The following is a 14,548-nucleotide window of genomic DNA, read 5'->3' as shown; positions in this document are numbered from 1 at the left end:
GGAAAGGTCTGATCGGTCGTGCCATCCTGGGGGTGTCGGCCGCGTTGACAGTGGCGCACCGGTGAGCCGCCGCCCATGGGTGCTGCAGCCGCTCGTCACCTGCTCGTCACCTGGGTGTGCCGCACTGGCGTCGCGGGCGCGGCAGCGCCGGAATGGCGCGCTGCGTGGCATGGGCCGTGCAACGCCTTGCGGGTCGCGTCGTTGCGACGTCACGGAGGACGCCATGACCTTGACTCTCACCCTTTTCAAGCGCGCTGCCTCGGTGGCCTGCCTGTTGCCGGCCGCCGCGTTCGCTTCGGTCCAGTTCACCGATGGCGTGATGGACCCGGCGCAGTTCTCGGCCGCGCCGCTGTACCTGCAGCCGGGCACCACGCTGACGACGAGCCAGACGGCCAGCGGCAACCCCGGCACGGGCCTGCAGGCGCTGACCGGTGCCCTGACCGGCCAGGACGGCTACTCGTGGACGGCTGGCTACATCTACGGCGGCTTCAGCTACGACCCGGCGGTGTCGGGCGCCATCGCGGGCATCGACTTCTCGCTGGACCGCGCCATCGACTTCAACGACGGCGGCGTGCCGCTGGCCGGCGCCACCATCACCGCGCGCGCGCTGATCCTGCAGAACGGCGCCTACTACATGGCCGTGTCCGCGCCGGTGGCGCCGACCGGCTACGTGACGATCACGATGAACGGCTTGCAGGCGGCGGATTTCGGCCTGTTCGACTTCTCGGCCAACACGCTGGACATGAGCGTGCACCCGGACTTCGCCAGTGGCGCGATGGGCTTGGGCTTCGCGATGCGCGGCATCGCGGCCGGCTACCCGCCCGGCGACACGCTCACACTGAACGGCTACGCCGACAACTTCTCCATGCAGATCAACGCCGTGCCGGAACCCTCGGCCGGCCTGCTGCTGGCCTTGGGCATGGCCGCGATCGCGCTGCGGCGCCGCAGCATGCGCGGTTGATTCAGCCGGCCACGATGGCCTGCGCCAGTGCCCGCACGCTCAGCGGCGCCGAGCCCTCGGCCTTGTTGGAGATGGTCACGAACACGTCCTGCCCGGCGCCGGCCGTGCCGCGGATGACGCGCGCCAGCGCGGCGCGCGTGTCCGGGTCGGGGTCCAGCATCTCGTTGAACTCGCCGTAGCGCTTCTCGGCGTCTTCATAGCCGTAGGGGCCGTGCAGGCGGTTCAGGTTCCAGCGCGCCACCAGCGGGCCGGGCCACAACGCGCGCAGCAGCGGCAGCTGGTCCTGCAGCGGCGGCAGCTTGGGGTGCAGGCCCAGGCAATAGGTCGCGCCGGTGTCGCGCAGCAGCGAGGCCAGGTCCGGCACCAGCCATTCCGGGTTGCGAACTTCCACGGCGAGGACGCCGTGCGGCGGCTTGGGCAGCGCCAGCAGCAGCGCATGCAGCCGGTCCAGTGTTGCCGTCATGTTCGCCAGCAGGGGCGGGGGCAGCGGGCTGAGCTGGAAGACCAGCGCACCGAGCGTGGTGCCCAGGCCTTCGTAGGCCGGCTCGATGAAGTCCTGCAGCGCTGTTGTCGCGTCCAGGAACAGCGGGTTGGGCTGTTGGCCGCGGCCGTCCTCGCTGCGCAGCAGCGCGTCGGTGACCAGGCTGGGCGCCTTGACGGTGAAGCGAAAGCCCCGTGGCACTTGCTGCGCGTGGCGCTCGAACTCGCTGGCCGCCAGTGGCCGGTAGAAGCCGCGGTCGATGCCCACGGCGCGCAGCAGCGGGTGGGCCGCGTAGGCCGTGAGGCCGGTCTTGGACAGCGTCGCCTCGCTGTGCCGGCCGGCCCACACCAGGCCCTGCCAGCCGGGGTAGCTCCAGGTCGACGTGCCGAGGTGGACGTGGGGTGACAGCGCGGCGGCCAGCGTCTGGTCGTCCGCCTGGGGCGGCAGGGGTTGCACGCCGCGTGGGCGGCTGGCGGGCAGCTCGCCGCCGAAGAGTTGGTCTTGCATCGGGAGGTCGGCAGGGCGGGGCAGCAGTGAGAAAGCCCGTCGTGCGGGTTCAGGCGCGCAGTTGCACGCCGGCCTGGGTGAGGGCCGCATGCAACGCGCGGGCGAAGGCAAGGGCATGCGGGCCATCGCCGTGCAGGCAGAGGGTCTGCGCCTGCAGCGGGACGGTTTCGCCGGTGACGGCCACGACGCTGCCATCGCGCACCATGCGCAGCGTGCGTGCGACGGCTTCATCGGCGTCGTGGATCAGCGCGCCGGGCTGGCCGCGCGGCACCAGGCTGCCGTCGGCGCGGTAGCCGCGGTCGGCGAACACCTCGGCCACGGCGCGCAGGCCGGCGCGCTCGGCGGCGCGCAGCAGCTCGCTGCCGGCCAGGCCATAGAGGGCCAGCGACGGGTCCACGTCGAGCACGGCACCGGCCACGGCGTCGGCCATCACCGGGTCGCGTGCGGCCTGGTTGTAGAGCGCGCCATGCGGCTTGACGTGGTGCAGCCGCCCGCCGGCGGCGCGCACCAGCGCGTCCAGCGCGCCGATCTGGTAGATCAGGTCCGCGCGCACGTCAGCGGGTGCGAGCTGCATCTCGCGGCGGCCGAAGTGCTCCCGGTCCGGGTAGCTCGGGTGTGCGCCGATGGCCACGCCGCGTGCGAGTGCCGCCGTGACGGTGGCCTGCATCAGCCGCGCGTCGCCGGCATGCCAGCCGCAGGCGATGTTGGCGGAGCTGACGAGCGTCAGCAGCTCGTCGTCGTCGGGCGCGCCTTCGCCGAGGTCGGCGTTCAGGTCGACATGCATAGCGCAATCCTCATCTGGTCCAGCAGCCATCGTTGTTCGCGCAGCGCGGCCACCGCGTCGTCGGGCGTGCAGGGCACGAAGCGCAGCCGCGCGCCCAGGCGCAACTGCCCGAGTTTCCACAGGTCGGCGCGGATGACGACGCCGATCTTGGGGTAGCCGCCCGTCGTCTGCGCGTCGGCCAGCAACACGATGGGCTGGCCGGCCGGCGGCACCTGGATGACACCGGGCAGCACGCCATGCGAGGCCAGTTCGCCGCCATGCTCGCGCACGAGGGCCGGGCCGGCGAGGCGGTAGCCCATGCGGTTGCTCTGCGGCGTGACCTGCCAGTCGGCGGCCCAGAACGCTTCGCGCGCCGCAGCGGAAAACTCGTCGTGCTCCGGGCCGTGCAGCACCCGCACGGTCGAATCCCATGCAGGCGGGCGGATGCCGATCCTGCGCCAGGGCAGGGCGGCCGGCGTGGCCAGCGGCAGCCGGTCACCATCGCGCAGCGCGCGGCCGGCCAGCCCGCCGAAGCCGGCCTTCAGGTCGGTACTGCGCGAGCCCAGCGCCTCGGGCACGGCGATGCCGCCGGCCACGGCCACGTAGCTGCGCATGCGCTCGCGCGGCGCGGCGAGCTTGAGCGTCTGGCCGGCGCGCACGCGGTGCCGCCACCACGGGTACAGCGGCTGACCGTCGAGGCGGGCCTCCCCATCTGTGCCGGTGATGGCGATGCAGCCGTCCGCATCGAAACGCAGCGTGGCCGGGCCGAGCGTGAACTCCAGCCCGGCCGCATCGACCGGGTTGCCCACCAGCAGGTTGCCCTGGGCCAGCGCCAGTTCGTCCAGCGCGCCGCAGCGGCTGATGCCGCGGTCGCGCCAGGTGTTGCGGCCCAGGTCCTGCACGGTCGCCAGCGGGCCGGCCCGCAGGATCTCGATCACGGGCGCTCCGCGACGAAGCGCACGCGGTCGCCGGGCGCCAGCAGCGTGGGCGGCTCGGCCTGCGGGTCGAACAGGCGCAGCGCCGTGCGGCCGATGAGCTGCCAGCCGCCGGGCGTGGCGAGCGGGTAGATGCCGGTCTGCGCGCCGCCGATGCCGACGCTGCCGGCGGGTACCGCCACGCGCGGTTCGGCGCGGCGGGGCGTGTGCAGCGCGTCGTCCAGCCCGCCGAGGTAGGCGAAGCCGGGCTGGAAGCCGATGAAGTAGACGACGTACTCGGCCTGCGTGTGGCGCTGCACGACCTCGTCGGCGCTGAGGCCGCAATGCGCGGCGACGTCCGCCAGGTCGGGGCCGTCCTCGCCGCCGTAGCGCACGCCGATCTGGACGAGCCGGCCCGCCTTCTGGCGCGCGGGGGGCTTGTTCCACAGCGCCTGCGCAGCCTCGGTCAGGTCGGCGGCATGCGTGCGCAGCGGGTCGAACACCAGCGTCAGGTTGTTCATGCCGGGGATCAAGTCCTGCACGCCCACCACGCCGGCCAGCCCGGTGGCGAGCTGCCAGATGCGCTGCTGCTGCGCCAGCGACAGCGGCGCCGGCAGCGTGCAGCACAGCGCCGTTTCGCCCAGGGGATGGATGGCCAGTTCGGTCATGGCAGCAGCATGCCATGGGTAAACTGCCGGCCCAGATGACCGAGCCCGCCCTCTCGCCGATGTTCACGCCCGCCGACGAGTACGCGATGCGGCTCGCGCTGGACCAGGCGCACAACGCCTGGCTGGTGGGCGAGGTGCCGGTGGGTGCCGTCATCACGCGCGGCGGCCAGGTCGTTGCGACCGGCTACAACCGCCCCATCACCACGCACGACCCCACGGCCCATGCCGAGATCGTCGCGCTGCGCCACGCGGCCACGCTGCTGGAGAACTACCGGCTGCCGGAGTGCGAGCTGTTCGTGACGCTGGAGCCCTGCGCGATGTGCGCGATGGCGCTGATGCATGCGCGGTTCAAGCGCGTGGTGTTCGCGGCGCGCGACCCCAAGACCGGCGTGGCCGGTTCGGTCATCGACCTGTTCGCGCAGACGCAGCTCAACCATCACACGGCCGTCCAAGGCGGTCTGATGGCGGACGCTTCCGCGCAGTTGCTGCGCGACTTTTTCAGCGAGCGCCGCGAGGCGGCCCGCGCCCGCCGTGCCGAGCGGCAAGGCCTGATCCCGACTGGCGAAGCCACGCACCTGGACGAATCCTGATGACCTCATTGACCTTGTTCACCCCGTCCGGCGTGCTCGCCAAGGCGCAGCCGCTGCGGCGCGCCGCCAAGCGGCTGACCCAGCTCGGCTTCGACGTCACCACCGATGCCGATGCGCTGGCGAAGCACCAGCGCTTTGCCGGTGACGACGCGACGCGCCTGGCCGCGCTGCACCGGGTCGCGGATGCCGCGCCCTCGGTGGCGCTGGCTACGCGCGGCGGCTATGGGCTGACGCGGCTGCTGGACCAGATCGACTGGGGCCGCCTCGCGCACAGCGTGGAGCACGGCACGCGCTGGGTGGGCTACAGCGACCTGACGGCGCTGCAGAACGGCTTCATCGCCCGCCACAAGGGCCTGGCGATGTGGTCCGGCCCGCTGGCCTGCGAGGACTTCGGCCGCGCCGACGACGACGGCGGCGTGGACGAGGTCACGCGCGACTGTTTCCTGGAGGCCATGAGCGGCGCGCTGGAGGCCGTCGGTTTCCGCGAGAGCGGCGCGCCGCGTGGCGAGACGCCGTTCGACGGCCTGGAGGCCCGCGGGCGCCTGTGGGGCGGCAACCTGACGGTGCTGTGCTCGCTGCTGGGCACGCCGCACTGGCCCAAGGTCAAGGGCGGCATCCTGTTCCTGGAAGACGTCAACGAGCACCCCTACCGCGTCGAGCGCATGCTGCTGCAACTGCAGCAGGCGGGCGTCATCGACGCGCAGGCGGCGGTGCTGCTGGGCGACTTCGGCAAGCCGGCCAAGTCGCCGCTGGACGGCGGCTATGGCATCAAGGATGCCGTGGCCGCGCTGCGCAGCCGCACCCGCACGCCCGTGCTGGCGGGGCTGCCGTTCGGACACGTGCGCACCAAGGTCTGCCTGCCGGTGGGCGCGACGGTGGAGCTGTACGTGCAGGGTCGCGAGGCCATCGTCGGCTGGCAGTCCGACCCGCGGCTGGCCCACGGCGCGCACGACCATCACCACCATCACTGACGGCACCCCGGGTTTTCATGCCGTCATCGCCGCTTGCGGCACTGTGGCCGGGACGGGTGGCCCGACTATGATTCCGTGCATCGCCCCGGCCTGTGTCGGGGCGCTTGCTTTTCAAGGGCGGCGTGGTGGCGGTTTCCTGCAGTTGGGCGCGTTGGATCAGGGCAGCGCTTGGCCCGCTGGCGCTGATGGCCCTGGCCGGCTGCAACAACAGCCCCTTCCCGCAGGGCGCCGAGCGTGAGAACACGCTGTACATGGCCTTCACGGAGCGCTCGCCGCGCTACCTGGATCCGACCTCGTCCTATGCCGCGCCAGAGAGCACCTATGTCTACGAGATCAGCGAGCCGCTGTACGGGTATCACAACCTCAAGCGGCCCTACACGCTGATCCCGCGCGCCGCGGCCGAGGTGGCCGCACCGTACTACCTGGATGCCCAGGGCAGGCGCCTGCCCGACGACGCGCCGGACGCGCAGATCGCCGAGGCCGTCTACGACATTCCCATCCGCCCCGGGCTGAAGTGGTCGCCGCACCCGGCGTTCGCGAAAGACGCGGCGGGGAATTACCTCTTTCACCACCTCAAGCCCGGTGAACTGGGCGACAAGCGCAGCCCGTTCGACTTCCCGCAGCTCGGCACGCGCGAGGTGGTGGCCCAGGACTTCGTCTACGCGCTCAAGCGCCACGCCAACCCACGCATCGAGACGCCCTTGCAGGCGGTGTTCGCCGAGCACGTGCTGGGCCTGGCGGACTACGTGGCACAGATGAAGCGCGAGAGCGCGAAGCAGTTGGCCGGCCTGCCCGAGACGCTGGCCGACAAGCCCTTCCTGGACCTGCGCCAATGGCCGCTGGCCGGCGCGCAGGCCGTCAACGACCACCTGCTGCGCATCCGCCTGAAGGGGCGCTACCCGCAGTGGCGCTACTGGCTGGCCACCAACTTCGCGGCCGCCGTTCCCTGGGAGGTGGACGCCTTCTACGCCCAGCCCGGCATGGCCGCCAACTCGCTGGGCTGGAACCAGTGGCCGGTCGGCAGCGGCCCCTTCATGATGACCGAGTACGTGCAGGACCGCCGGCACGTGATGAGCCGCAACCCCAACTACCGCGTCGACACCTACCCCTGCGAGGGCAGCCCGGGCGACGCCGAGGCCGGGCTGCTGGCGGACTGCGGCAAGCGCATGCCGTTCGTCGACAAGGTCGTGGCCATCAATGTGAAGGAGAAGGTGCCGATCAAGGAGTTGTTCAAGCAGGGCTACCTGGACCTGCCCGAGATGGACCGCGCCGACTGGGGTGTGAACCTGGCCGTGGACCGCGACGACTCCGACGACGTGAAGCGCTTCTACGAGGAACGCGGCTTCCAGCTGCCGATGATGGTGGACATCACCAACTGGTATCTGGGCTTCAACTGGCTGGACCCGGTGATCGGCAAGGGCGACACGCCGCAGCAGCAGCAGCGCAACCGCGCGCTGCGCCAGGCCATCTCCATCGCCATCGACTGGGAGGAGGGCTACGGCCGCATCTTCCGCGATCAGGGCGGCGACGCGGCGCACGGGCCCATCCCGCCCGGCGTGTTCGGCTCCAAGGAAGGCCAGCCGGGCGAGTTCAACCCGGTCACGCACCGATTGGTGGACGGCAAGCCGGTGCGCCGACCCATCGAGGATGCGCGGCAGTTGATGGTGGATGCCGGCTATCCGGGCGGTCGCGACGTGAAGACGGGCAAGCCGCTGGTGTTGAACTACGACTTCCAGCGCGTTGTCACGCCCGAGCTGAAGGCCCAGAACGACTGGCTGGTGCGCCAGTTCGCCAAGTTGGGCATCCAGCTCGACATCCGCGCGACCGACTTCAACCAGTTCCAGGAAAAGATCCTCAAGGGCAAGCACCAGATCTTCTGGTGGGGCTGGTTCGCGGACTACCCGGACGCCGAGAACTTCCTGTTCCTGCTCTACGGCCCCAACAGCAAGAGCCTGCACGAGGGCGAGAACACCGCCAACTACGCCAGCCCCGAGTTCGACCGGCTGTACCGCAAGCTGCAGTCGCTGGAGGACGGCCCGGAGAAGGCCGAGGTGATGGCGCAGATGAACACCATTGCACGCCAGGACGCGCCGTGGGCCTGGGGCTACTGGAGCTATTCGGGCGTGGCCTTCCAGCGCTGGGTGCACAACGGCAAGCCGGGCGTCGTCGTGCGTGACCGCGCGCGCTACCTGCGCATCGATACGGCCGAGCGCACGCGCAGCATCGCCGCGTGGAACCGCCCGGTCTGGTGGCCGCTGCTGGCGCTGGCCGCCGGGGCGCTGGTCATCTTCATCGCGACGCGCCGCGCCTGGCGCGCCCGCGAGACGGCCACGGCGCTCGCGCCGCCGGGCGAGGGGGCGCGCTGATGCTGCGTTTCGTGTTGCGCCGCCTGGGTTACGGCCTGGCCATCCTGGTGGGCGTGAACCTGTTCACCTTCTTCCTGTTCTTCTCGGTCAACACGCCGGACGACATGGCACGCCTGAACATCGGCGGCAAGCGCGTGACGCAGCAGCAGATCGAGAAGTGGAAGGAGGAGCGGGGCTATGACAAGCCGCTGTACTTCGATGCCGGCAAGCAGGGCGGCGAGCGCCTCACGCACACCATCCTGTGGGAGCGCTCGGTCAGCCTCTTCGCGCTGGACTTCGGCAGGAGCGACGCGCGCCAGGCCATCAACATCGGCCACGAGGTCAAGGTGCGCATGGGCGTGAGCCTGCAGCTGGCGCTGCCGCTGTTCATCCTGCAGGTCATCGTCAGCGTCGCGTTCTCGTTGCTGCTGGTGTTCTTCCGGCACACGCGCATCGACTTCTGGGGCGTCGTGCTGTGCGTGCTGATGCTGTCCATCAGCAGCCTGTTCTACATCATCGTCGGCCAGTTCCTGTTCGCGCGCGTGCTCAGGCTGGTGCCGATGAACGGCTTCGCGCCGGGGCTGGATGCGGTCAAGTTCCTGATCCTGCCCATCCTGCTGTCGCTGCTGTCCCGCCTGGGTGGCGAGGCGCGGCTGTACCGCGCGATGTTCCTGGAGGAAATGGGCAAGGACTACGTGCGCACTGCGCGCGCCAAGGGTCTGAGCGAGGGCCGGGTCCTGCGCCGCCATGTGTTGCGCAATGCGCTGATCCCGATCATCACCAGCGCGGGCAGTTATCTGCCGTATGTGTTCCTCGGCAGCCTGGTGTTCGAGAGCTTCTTCGGCATCCCGGGCCTGGGCGCCTTCGTCATCGAGGCCATCACGGGCCAGGACTTCGCCATCGTGCGCACCATGGTGTTCCTCGGCGCGCTGCTCTACATCGCCAGCAATGTGCTGATCGACCTGGCCTACACCTGGGTCGACCCGCGGGTGCGGCTGTCATGAAGCCGGTGCTCCTGTGGACCGACCTCGCGCTGTGGCTGCTGGCCGCCGCCCTGCTGGGCTACGCTTGGCGCGTGAAGGCCAACGCCAACCTGCGCGCCAACTGGCAGCGCGTGCTGCGCGATCCGGTGGCGGCGAGCGCAGGCGTGGTGATGGCGCTGTTCCTGCTGCTGACGCTGGTGGACAGCATTCACCTGCGCCGCGCGCTGCCGACGACCGAGGGCGCCGCCGTGGTCTACGACACGCGCACGCTGTCGACGCTGGACCTGCTGCTGGCGCGCCAGATCGACATGCGCGAAGTCAGCTACTCGCTGCCGCTAGGCGCGCATGGTTTCAACAAGGAGAGCGTGATCGAGGCCAGTGGCACGGTGCGGCGCGACTACCCGCGGCTGCAGTTCGGCGGCGCGCACCTGGCCGATCCGGCGTCGCAATGGGCCGGCGACGTCGCAGGCCGCGTCGGCGTGGGCCTGGCGGGCGGCGCGGCCGTGGTGCTGCTGATGATCGCGCTGGCCGCTGCGGCATTGGCCCCTCAGCACGACGGCTGGCGCGGTGCGCTGAGCGACCTCGCCGCCGACCGCACCTTCTATCCGCTGCGCGCCATCCTCGTCACGCTGGCCGTCGTCGCGCTGCTGGCCGGGCCGGTCATCGCGCTGATGCCGCACTACCACGTGTTCGGCACGGACCGCACCGGCAACGACGTGCTCGTGCAGGCGCTCAAGAGCGTGCGCACGGCCTTCGTCATCGGTGCGCTGTCCACGCTCGCGACGCTGCCCATCGCGCTGCTGCTGGGCGTGCTGGCCGGGTACTACAAGGGCTGGGTGGACGAGGCGATCCAGTACGTCTACACGACGCTGAGCTCGGTGCCCAACGTGCTGCTGATCGCCGCCTGCGTGCTGATGGTGCAGGTGTTCTTCGACAAGAACCCCGACCTGTTCGAGACCGCGGCCGAGCGTTCGGACCTGAAGATGCTGATGCTGTGCCTGATCCTCGGCCTGACCGGCTGGGCGGGGCTGTGCCGCCTGGTGCGCGCCGAGACACTCAAGCTGCGGGAGCTGGACTATGTGCAGGCCGCCACCGCCTTCGGCGTCAGCGATCTGCGCATCATGGCCCGCCACATCGTGCCCAACGTGATGCACCTGGTGCTGATCACCGTGGTGCTGAGCTTCTCGGAGCTGATCCTGTACGAGGCGGTGCTGACCTATGTGGGCGTGGGCGTGGACCCGGTCATGAACAGCTTCGGCGGCATGATCAACCTGGCCCGCGCCGAGATGTCGCGCGACCCCATCGTCTGGTGGAGCTTCGCCGCCGCCTTCGGCTTCATGGTGGGCCTGGTACTGGCGGCCAACCTGTTCGCCGATGGCGTGCGTGATGCGTTCGACCCCAAGGCCAGGTACGCCCGGCCGCGTGTTTTCCTGCGCCGCAAGGTGGCCGCCGATGCTTGAGATCGACGATCTTCGGGTCGAACTGGACGCCGACGCCGGCCTGGTGCGCGCCATCGACGGCATGCGGCTGGCGCTGTCGCGCGGCGAGACCTTCGCGCTGGTCGGCGAAAGCGGCTGCGGCAAGAGCATGACGGCGCTGGCGCTGATGCGGTTGCTGCCCGAGAGCGGCCGGGTTGCCGGCGGCGCGGTGCGATTGGACGGGCAGGACCTGCTCGCCCTGCCCGAGAGCCGCATGCGCGAGGTGCGCGGCGGCCGGCTGTCGATGATCTTCCAGGAACCGGCCACCAGCCTGAACCCGGTCATGCGTGTGGGCGAACAGGTCGTGGAGGCCATCGAGGCGCACACCGACCTTCGTGGCGCCGCGGCGCGGGCCAAGGCCATCGACTGGCTGGCCCGCGTGGGCATCCCGGAGCCGCAGCGCCGCGTCGACGACTACCCGTTCCGGCTGTCCGGCGGCCAGAAGCAGCGCGTGATGATCGCCATCGCGCTCGCCGCCGAGCCCGACTACCTGATCGCCGACGAGCCGACGACGGCGCTGGACGTGACCATCCAGGCGCAGATCCTGGACCTCATCCGCGACCTGCAGCGTGAGCGCCAGCTCGGCGTGCTGCTGATCACCCACGACCTGGCGGTGGTGAGCGGCATGGCACACCGCGTGGCGCTGATGTATGCCGGCCAGATCATCGAGGTCGCACCGGTCGAGGAGTTCTTCGCAGCGCCGAAGCATCCGTATGCGCGGCTGCTGCTGCAGGCGCTGCCCGATGCCGCCCGCCGCGGCGAGCCGCTGGCCGCGATTGCCGGCATGGTGCCGCCGTTGTGGCTGGCGTTCTCGGGCTGCCGCTTCTGGCCGCGCTGCGACAAGGCGATGGGCCATTGCGCCAGCATGCGGCCCGAACTGACTGAGGAAGGCCCGCAGCACCAGGTGCGCTGCCTGCTCTACAGCCACCCCGGCGACGCGCTGCCGCGGGCGCCGGCCACGTCCCGGGACCTGCCGCCGGTGCCGCCCGGGCAGGGTGCTGCGCTGCTGGACGTGCGCGACCTGCGGGTGCGATTCACGCTGACGCCGCCGCTGTTCTTCCGGGGCTCACGCCACTTCGATGCGGTCGCCGGCGTCAGCTACCAGCTCGCGGCGGGCCGCGCGCTGGCGCTGGTCGGCGAGTCGGGCTGCGGCAAGACCACCTCGGGCAAGGCCATCGTGCAACTGCTGCGCCGCCAGGCGCAGGTCAGCGGCCAGGCGGTGTTCGACGGCCAGGACCTCTTCAGCCTGCACGGCGCGGCGCTCCAGCGGGCGCGACGCAGCGTGCAGATCATCTTCCAGGACCCATTCGCGTCGCTGAACCCGCGCATGCGAGTGGCCGACGTGCTGGAAGAAGGGCTGATCGCGCTGCGTCCGGAGCTGGACGCCGGGCAGCGATTGGCGCGGCTGCACCAGCTGGTCGACCAGGTCGGACTGCGCCGGGACGCGCTGCAGCGCTGGCCGCACGAGTTCTCGGGGGGCCAGCGCCAGCGCATCGCGATCGCCCGTGCGCTGGCCGTCGAGCCCCGGCTCATCGTCTGCGACGAGCCGACATCGGCGTTGGACGTGTCGGTGCAGGCCCAGATTCTCAACCTGCTGCGCGAGCTGCAACGCGAGCAGGGGCTGGCCTACCTGTTCATCACGCACAACATGGGTGTCGTTGAGTACATCGCCGACGACATCGCTGTCATGCGGGCGGGTCGCATCGTCGAGCAAGGCGACTGCCAGCAGGTGCTGGCACGCCCGCGCGAGGACTACACCCGCAAGCTGCTGGCTGCGGTGCCCCGGCTGAGGGCGCGGCCCGCTCGGGCGTAACTCGCTGTACCTGCCGTGGCCGTCCGCGCGCCCGTTCGGCGGCGAGCTGGCCTATCGGGCCTGGCGTCGCGCCGTTGCGGACCGGAATCGATCATTCAAGATGCCGTGCCATCGCGCCGCATCATTTTTTGTGTGTGGATGCTTGTAATCCTGCTGTTTCCTCTGCTGGGGTTAGCCCCATGAAATCGCGCTTTGCGGCGCGGCTAAACTGCCGAGGCGGCCAGTATTGGCCCGGGTGTAGCGGGGCTATGCCTGGTTCGTGGCGATGAAATGCATGCCCGACGGCCACACCGGCCACCGGGCGTTTTTTTTGGTCGTTGCCAGGATCGCGATGTTTGAGCACTGAGTGGGCTGTGTGTGGTCGACGAGAAAGATCGTTCTCCACGCGGTCTAGAATTCCGCCCTTCGGGAGCTTGATGATGGCTGGGACGCAACTCCCACCATCCGACCGACAGCTTCCCGAGTCGAAGTCATTGACTGTGATCTGTAGTTGCAAGAAGGAGCGCGCATGAATTTTGCGCAGGAGAAGCAGGGCGCGTCCCGGTACTCGGGCATCGGGGCAGTCGTCCTGATCCACGTGCTCATCATCTGGGCGCTGGCCAGTGGTCTCGCCCGCAAGGTGGCGGAGAAGGTTGTCGGTCCGATCGATGTCAAGGTGATCGAGGAGAAGGTCAAGCCGCCGCCGCCGCCCGAGAAGATCGTGCCGCCGCCGCCGGACCTCAAGGCCCCGCCGCCGCCGTTCGTTCCGCCGCCTGAATTCCAGGTGACGGCACCGGCACCGCCGGCGCCGGCCATCCAGTCGACCCAGGTCGCACCGCCCGCCGTGTCTGAAGTGCGTCCGGCACCGCCGCCGGCTCCGGCAGCGCCGCCGGCAGCACCGCGGCCGGCCAAGATCACGGCCGCCATGGTCTGCACCAAGATGAGCAAGCCGGAGCTGCCTTCCGTCAACTGGAGCGGCGAAGCCCTCTACAAGGCGGTGGCCACGGTCAAGGCGGGTCGCGTGACGGCGGTTGAAATCACTCCGCTGCGCGGCGGTGTGGATCGCAAGGCCCAACGTGCCCTGATCCAGTCCATTGAAGCGACGCTGCGTGACACCTACGAGTGCCCGGGCGATCACGTGTTCGAGCAGGAGTTCCAGTTCAAGGTTGATTAAGCAGCACCCCGCCTCGAATCCGGCGCCCCGTTCGGCGCGTCGACCCACATCAAATCAGAATCTTTCCGTAGGAGTTGACTCCATGATCTCTCGCATCACCGGCTTCTTTGCCGCCATCGCAGTGGCTGCGGCCCTGGCTGTTTCGCCCGTCCACGCCCAAGACCAGGCTGCTTCGGCGCCCGTGGCTGAAGCTGCCGCCCCCGCAACCGCTGCCGCTCCGGCCAAGCCGATCGACAACCCCTACGGCCTGCAGGCCATGCTGGCCCACGGCGACATCGTCTCCAAGACCGTGCTGGGCCTGCTGCTGATCATGTCCATGGGCAGCTGGTACATCCTGATCGTGCGCCTGTGGGACACCAGCAAGCTGAGCTCCGAAGCCAAGGAAGTGCGCGCGTCGTTCTTCAAGAAGCCCAGCCTGGCTGACGGCGTCAAGAGCCTGAAGGAAGAAAGCGCCTTCCGCTACATCGCCTCTTCCGCTGTCGAGGCTTCGCAGCACCACGAAGGCGCGCTGACCGAGAACATCGACCTGAGCAGCTGGGTCACGATGAACATCGACCGTGCCGTCTCCGACGTCAACAACAAGGTCGGCGCCGGTCTGGGCTTCCTTGCCACCGTCGGTTCCACCGCTCCCTTCATCGGCCTGTTCGGCACGGTGTGGGGCATTCTGCAGGCGCTGACCGCCATCGGCGTGGCCGGCCAGGCCTCGATCGACAAGGTTGCCGGTCCCGTCGGTGAAGCGCTGATCATGACCGCCATCGGTCTGGCCGTCGCCGTTCCGGCGGTGCTGGGCTACAACTGGCTGGTCAACCGCAACAAGGGCGTGATGGGTCAAGTCCGCGCCTTCGCCGGCGACCTGCACGGCGTGCTGATGGGTAACCGCTCGGTCGCCAAGCGCTAAGCCCAGCCTGCTCGCAAAGGAGC

At 69.9% G+C, this 14,548-nt stretch carries 13 protein-coding genes; 9 read left to right on the top strand and 4 right to left on the bottom strand.

Translation table 11 applies throughout. The features are described 5' to 3' along the window. Positions 1–223: 223 nt before the first annotated feature. Positions 224–961 (top strand): PEP-CTERM sorting domain-containing protein, encoded by a 738-nt coding sequence (locus tag ACO07H_RS16255; RefSeq protein ID WP_422015979.1) that lies wholly within the window; start codon positions 224–226, stop codon positions 959–961. Position 962: 1 nt separating this feature from the next. On the opposite strand, the gene ACO07H_RS16250 is transcribed toward ACO07H_RS16255, so the two are convergent. From ACO07H_RS16250 to pxpB, 4 genes are read right to left on the bottom strand one after another with little or no spacing between them, the layout of a single operon-like run. Next, on the bottom strand, positions 963–1,949 hold the full coding sequence (locus tag ACO07H_RS16250) for a DUF72 domain-containing protein (protein ID WP_422015977.1): 987 nt from the start codon (positions 1,947–1,949) through the stop codon (positions 963–965). 49 nt (positions 1,950–1,998) lie between these two features. Beyond that, positions 1,999–2,733: a 5-oxoprolinase subunit PxpA gene (gene pxpA / locus ACO07H_RS16245; protein ID WP_422015975.1), complete on the bottom strand. Its 735-nt coding sequence runs from the start codon at positions 2,731–2,733 to the stop codon at positions 1,999–2,001. After that, on the bottom strand, positions 2,718–3,650 hold the full coding sequence (locus ACO07H_RS16240; RefSeq protein WP_422015973.1) for a biotin-dependent carboxyltransferase family protein: 933 nt from the start codon (positions 3,648–3,650) through the stop codon (positions 2,718–2,720). The genes pxpA and ACO07H_RS16240 overlap by 16 nt, the downstream gene beginning before the upstream one ends. Then, positions 3,647–4,294, bottom strand: coding sequence for a 5-oxoprolinase subunit PxpB (gene pxpB / locus ACO07H_RS16235; RefSeq protein ID WP_422015971.1), 648 nt, complete (start codon positions 4,292–4,294; stop codon positions 3,647–3,649). Before pxpB ends, ACO07H_RS16240 begins: the two co-directional genes overlap by 4 nt. A gap of 14 nt (positions 4,295–4,308) precedes the next feature. Between pxpB and tadA the strand changes: the two genes are divergently transcribed. The 8 genes from tadA (at position 4,309) to ACO07H_RS16195 (ending at position 14,525) form a co-directional block, all read left to right on the top strand. After that, complete coding sequence (gene tadA, locus ACO07H_RS16230) at positions 4,309–4,884, top strand: tRNA adenosine(34) deaminase TadA (protein ID WP_422015969.1); 576 nt, start codon at positions 4,309–4,311, stop codon at positions 4,882–4,884. Next, on the top strand, positions 4,884–5,855 hold the full coding sequence (locus ACO07H_RS16225) for an LD-carboxypeptidase (protein WP_422015967.1): 972 nt from the start codon (positions 4,884–4,886) through the stop codon (positions 5,853–5,855). The genes tadA and ACO07H_RS16225 overlap by 1 nt, the downstream gene beginning before the upstream one ends. Before the next feature lie 185 nt (positions 5,856–6,040). Then, positions 6,041–8,221, top strand: coding sequence for an ABC transporter substrate-binding protein (locus tag ACO07H_RS16220; RefSeq protein WP_422015965.1), 2,181 nt, complete (start codon positions 6,041–6,043; stop codon positions 8,219–8,221). Next, on the top strand, positions 8,221–9,204 hold the full coding sequence (locus ACO07H_RS16215) for an ABC transporter permease (protein WP_422015963.1): 984 nt from the start codon (positions 8,221–8,223) through the stop codon (positions 9,202–9,204). The genes ACO07H_RS16220 and ACO07H_RS16215 overlap by 1 nt, the downstream gene beginning before the upstream one ends. Further along, a complete protein-coding gene (locus ACO07H_RS16210; RefSeq protein WP_422015961.1) occupies positions 9,201–10,643 on the top strand; it encodes an ABC transporter permease in 1,443 nt (480 codons plus the stop codon). Before ACO07H_RS16215 ends, ACO07H_RS16210 begins: the two co-directional genes overlap by 4 nt. Then, positions 10,636–12,474, top strand: coding sequence for a dipeptide ABC transporter ATP-binding protein (locus ACO07H_RS16205; protein ID WP_422015959.1), 1,839 nt, complete (start codon positions 10,636–10,638; stop codon positions 12,472–12,474). Before ACO07H_RS16210 ends, ACO07H_RS16205 begins: the two co-directional genes overlap by 8 nt. 508 nt (positions 12,475–12,982) lie before the next feature. Then, positions 12,983–13,627: a hypothetical protein gene (locus ACO07H_RS16200; protein WP_422015957.1), complete on the top strand. Its 645-nt coding sequence runs from the start codon at positions 12,983–12,985 to the stop codon at positions 13,625–13,627. An 82-nt stretch (positions 13,628–13,709) separates the two neighbouring features. Next, a complete protein-coding gene (locus tag ACO07H_RS16195; protein ID WP_422015955.1) occupies positions 13,710–14,525 on the top strand; it encodes a MotA/TolQ/ExbB proton channel family protein in 816 nt (271 codons plus the stop codon). Positions 14,526–14,548: the final 23 nt, after the last annotated feature.

Source organism: Roseateles sp., assembly GCF_965229315.1.
GTDB lineage: Bacteria > Pseudomonadota > Gammaproteobacteria > Burkholderiales > Burkholderiaceae_C > Pelomonas.
This window is presented reverse-complemented; position numbering and strand designations above follow the sequence as displayed.

Bases quoted from the DNA above. Each gene is read 5' to 3' on its own strand.
- ACO07H_RS16255 (WP_422015979.1), top strand. From the start codon at position 224: ATGACCTTGACTCTCACCCTTTTCAAGCGCGCTGCCTCGGTGGCCTGC.
- ACO07H_RS16250 (WP_422015977.1), bottom strand. From the start codon at position 1,949: ATGCAAGACCAACTCTTCGGCGGCGAGCTGCCCGCCAGCCGCCCACGC.
- pxpA (WP_422015975.1), bottom strand. From the start codon at position 2,733: ATGCATGTCGACCTGAACGCCGACCTCGGCGAAGGCGCGCCCGACGAC.
- pxpB (WP_422015971.1), bottom strand. From the start codon at position 4,294: ATGACCGAACTGGCCATCCATCCCCTGGGCGAAACGGCGCTGTGCTGC.
- tadA (WP_422015969.1), top strand. From the start codon at position 4,309: ATGGGTAAACTGCCGGCCCAGATGACCGAGCCCGCCCTCTCGCCGATG.
- ACO07H_RS16225 (WP_422015967.1), top strand. From the start codon at position 4,884: ATGACCTCATTGACCTTGTTCACCCCGTCCGGCGTGCTCGCCAAGGCG.
- ACO07H_RS16220 (WP_422015965.1), top strand. From the start codon at position 6,041: ATGGCCCTGGCCGGCTGCAACAACAGCCCCTTCCCGCAGGGCGCCGAG.
- ACO07H_RS16215 (WP_422015963.1), top strand. From the start codon at position 8,221: ATGCTGCGTTTCGTGTTGCGCCGCCTGGGTTACGGCCTGGCCATCCTG.
- ACO07H_RS16210 (WP_422015961.1), top strand. From the start codon at position 9,201: ATGAAGCCGGTGCTCCTGTGGACCGACCTCGCGCTGTGGCTGCTGGCC.
- ACO07H_RS16205 (WP_422015959.1), top strand. From the start codon at position 10,636: ATGCTTGAGATCGACGATCTTCGGGTCGAACTGGACGCCGACGCCGGC.
- ACO07H_RS16200 (WP_422015957.1), top strand. From the start codon at position 12,983: ATGAATTTTGCGCAGGAGAAGCAGGGCGCGTCCCGGTACTCGGGCATC.
- ACO07H_RS16195 (WP_422015955.1), top strand. From the start codon at position 13,710: ATGATCTCTCGCATCACCGGCTTCTTTGCCGCCATCGCAGTGGCTGCG.